Here is a 3,620-nt window from a genome sequence, read left to right as displayed (position 1 = left end):
AAACGTCGCAGCGGCGAAGCCTACATCACCCATCCCCTCGCGGTTGCCGATATCCTCGCCACCATGCATATGGACCATCAAAGCCTGATGGCCGCCATGCTGCACGATGTGATTGAAGATACGGGCATCAGCAAAAAAGCCATCGCTGGCCAATTTGGCGATTCGGTAGCGGATTTGGTAGACGGTGTATCCAAGCTCACCCAGATTGAATTTGAATCCCACGCCGAGAAGCAGGCCGAAAACTTCCAGAAGATGGCACTGGCCATGGCCAATGATCTGCGCGTGATTCTGGTCAAACTCGCTGACCGTCTCCACAATATGCGCACTCTTGGCGCTATGCCGCCCGATAAAAAGCGCCGTATTGCCAAAGAAACCCTCGAAATCTACGCCCCTATTGCCCATCGCCTGGGGATGAACGAGGTGCGTCTGGAGCTGGAAGATCGCAGCTTCTACTGCATGTATCCCCTGCGCGCAACGCGCTTGCAAGCCGCGCTCAAAACCGCGCGCGGCAATCGCAAAGAGTTGGTGGAGCAGATTCAGACTTCCTTCGAAAAGCGTCTTGCCAAAGAGAATATCAACTCGATTGTCATTGGCCGCGAGAAGCATTTGTTCAGCATCTACGAAAAGATGCGCCAGAAGAAAAAGTTCTTCAAAGAAATTATGGATGTCTATGCGTTCCGCATCGTAGTGGATACGGTAGACACCTGTTACCGCGTACTCGGTGTGGTACACAACCTTTATAAACCGGTGACCAGCGAGTTTAAAGATTACATCGCTATCCCTAAAACCAACGGCTACCAATCACTGCATACCGTATTGGTAGGTATGCACGGCGTGCCTATTGAGGTGCAGATTCGCACCAAAGAGATGGATGAAATGGCCAACAGCGGTATCGCTGCCCATTTCCTCTACAAGTCCAATAGCGATGAACCCATTAACGCCAGCCACAGCCGCGCGCGCCAATGGGTGCAAGGGCTGTTGGAAATGCAGAAAAACGCCGGCAACTCGCTCGAATTTATCGAAAACGTCAAGATCGATCTCTTTCCCGACGAGGTGTATGTGTTTACCCCCAAGGGCAAGATTGTCGAGTTGCCTACCGGTGCGACGCCCGTCGATTTTGCCTATGCCGTGCACACCGATGTGGGCAATACCTGCGTCGCCTGCCGCATCAACGAGCGCATGGCGCCCTTATCGCAGCCGCTTTTGAGTGGCCAAAAAGTGGCGATCATCACCGCGCAGGGCGCACAGCCCAATCCGAATTGGCTTAATTTTGCGGTATCGGCCAAAGCGCGCTCGGCGATCCGCCACTACCTCAAGCACCAGCGTCATCATCAGTCCGTCACTCTTGGTAAACGAATGCTAAGCCGCGCGCTGGCAGAAAATCACATCGATCTGGAACATCTGGGTGATGAACAGCAGCACAAACTGCTGATGGGCGCACAGGTGGACTCCATGGACAAGCTCTACGAAGAGATTGGCCTGGGTAACAAAGTGGTTTACTCGCTGGTCAAGTTGCTACAACCAGATGCTGATGTGAAAGGTCGCTCGGGGTCGCTCAACTCGGCGATTACCATCGATTCCGCTGAAGGCATGATGATCAGTTTCGCGCGCTGTTGCCGCCCGATTCCGGGTGATCCGATTATCGGCCACGTCAGCTCCGGCAAAGGGTTAGTGATCCATCAAGACACCTGCCGCAATATCGCCGAGATCCGCAACTATCCCGACAAAATCAGCCAGGTGAACTGGGCTGCAACGGTAAGCGGCGAGTTTTTGGTGGATGTGCGTGTCGAGGTGGAAAGTGACCGCGGCATTATCGCAACACTTGCTACGCGTATTACTGAACAGGGTGCGAGTATCGAGCACATCAATGTCCATGAGCGCGATGCGCATAACAGCGTGATCCACTTGTGTATTGGCGTGCATAATCGAATCCATCTCGCCAATATCATGCGCCGCATCCGCAACCTGAGTTTTGTGATTCGGGTGAATCGCAGTAAAAACTAGCAATAATCCTCTATACTCTCGCTCTTCCCTCTTTTGAAAAAACCAATAAAGGTTCTCCTATGACCAATAAAGCTATTATTCACAGCGACAACGCCCCCGCCGCCATAGGCACCTATTCCCAGGCGGTGAAGGTAAACAACACGGTTTATCTCTCTGGCCAAATCCCACTCGACCCTAAAACCATGCAATTGGTTGATGGTGATTTTGCTGCGCAAGCGCATCAAGTATTCAAAAATCTCGCAGCTGTATGTGAAGCTGCTGGTGGTGGCTTGAAAGATATAGTCAAACTCAACATCTACCTTACTGATCTCGCCAACTTCCCGATTGTGAATGAAGTGATGGGGCAGTATTTCCAGCAACCATATCCAGCGCGTGCTGCCGTAGGCATCAACCAATTACCTCGCGCTTCGCTGATTGAGGCCGATGGGGTAATGGTTATTTAAATCTTTATTCTTTTTTTTGCTAATAAAAATGCCCGATTCGTCGGGTATTTTTTTGTTTAAAAAACGTGAATGGTCGCTTAAAACTTGTTGAAGCAATTGATGTGAATTATTGTAGTGATGCAGTTGAGTGCGGATTTTTAAATCACCATTGTCAATTGCATATATAAAAATTAAGCAGGCGAATGCCAGGGTTAAAAGGATGCTATATGAAGCTATTTGTAAATTTACTGCTAGTAATTTGTTTGGCTATGTTCTCATCTGTCGCCTTATCAGTGACACGTCTTACTACTGAAGATTTTTCCCAACTACCGGATGTCAGCCGTTTAGTGTTGTCGCCTGACGGAAAAAAACTAGCATCCACAATTCGGATTAACGTAGGCCAAACCCAGGGCGTTGCTGTACAAGTAATGGACTTGGACACCCAAAAAAACAAAATTGTTTTGTTTACCGATAACACAGAATACTTTTTTAACTGGATCAGTTGGAAAGACAATAAAACGCTGATGGCGGCGGTTTTCACTCCATCTGAGCGCGACACCCAAATAATAATGCAGACTGTTAGATTTAAAACTCGTGACCATGATTTGATTTTAATTGACACACAGGCAGATAAAATCATCAGGCCAGTAAGCAGTAAATTTCTCAAACGTTACAAAATACGCCCTTCAGTGCGCAACTGGATAGTTGATAGTCTACCTGATGATCCCGATCACATACTGATGGAGTTCCCAGGTGTTGATCGGGGGTTTATGAATGACGCGGTCGTTTATAAGTTCAATATCAAAACGCAACAAGCTACGCTTTATCAAGAAACAAAAAGCAATGTTAGCTACTGGCTGACAGATCAGCAGCATCGCGTGCGCATAGGTCAGCACTACAAAAATGGTGAAGTCACTATTATGGAAAAAAGTGCAGACTCTAATAAGTGGCGAGAACTATGGACATATAAAGTTTTCTCCGAGCAACAAGTGAATGTCTTGGGTTTTGGTTTGAATGCCGATGAATTATACATTCGTGCTTATCACGATAAACGTCAGGCAATTTTTAAAGTCAACTTGAAAGATCCAGAACTGAAGCGCGAACTGGTTATCGCGGATTCAAAATATGATATTAAAGGCCAGCTGATTTATTCGTCTGGCACTAAAAAAGTAGTTGGCGTGAGCTCCATGGAGG

Annotated in this window: 3 protein-coding genes; all 3 read left to right on the top strand. The window is 48.0% G+C overall.

The window, feature by feature from the left end:
* A partial coding sequence (locus ACWA6V_RS19075; protein ID WP_449523980.1) for a RelA/SpoT family protein occupies positions 1–2,004 on the top strand: 2,004 nt, incomplete at its 5' end.
* Positions 2,005–2,063: 59 nt separating this feature from the next.
* Positions 2,064–2,447: a RidA family protein gene (locus ACWA6V_RS19070; protein WP_449523979.1), complete on the top strand. Its 384-nt coding sequence runs from the start codon at positions 2,064–2,066 to the stop codon at positions 2,445–2,447.
* 206 nt (positions 2,448–2,653) lie between these two features.
* Positions 2,654–3,620, top strand: a 967-nt coding sequence (locus ACWA6V_RS19065) for a hypothetical protein (RefSeq protein WP_449523978.1), incomplete at its 3' end; no start/stop codon positions are given.

Source organism: Cellvibrio sp. (genome assembly GCF_053579595.1).
This window is presented reverse-complemented; position numbering and strand designations above follow the sequence as displayed.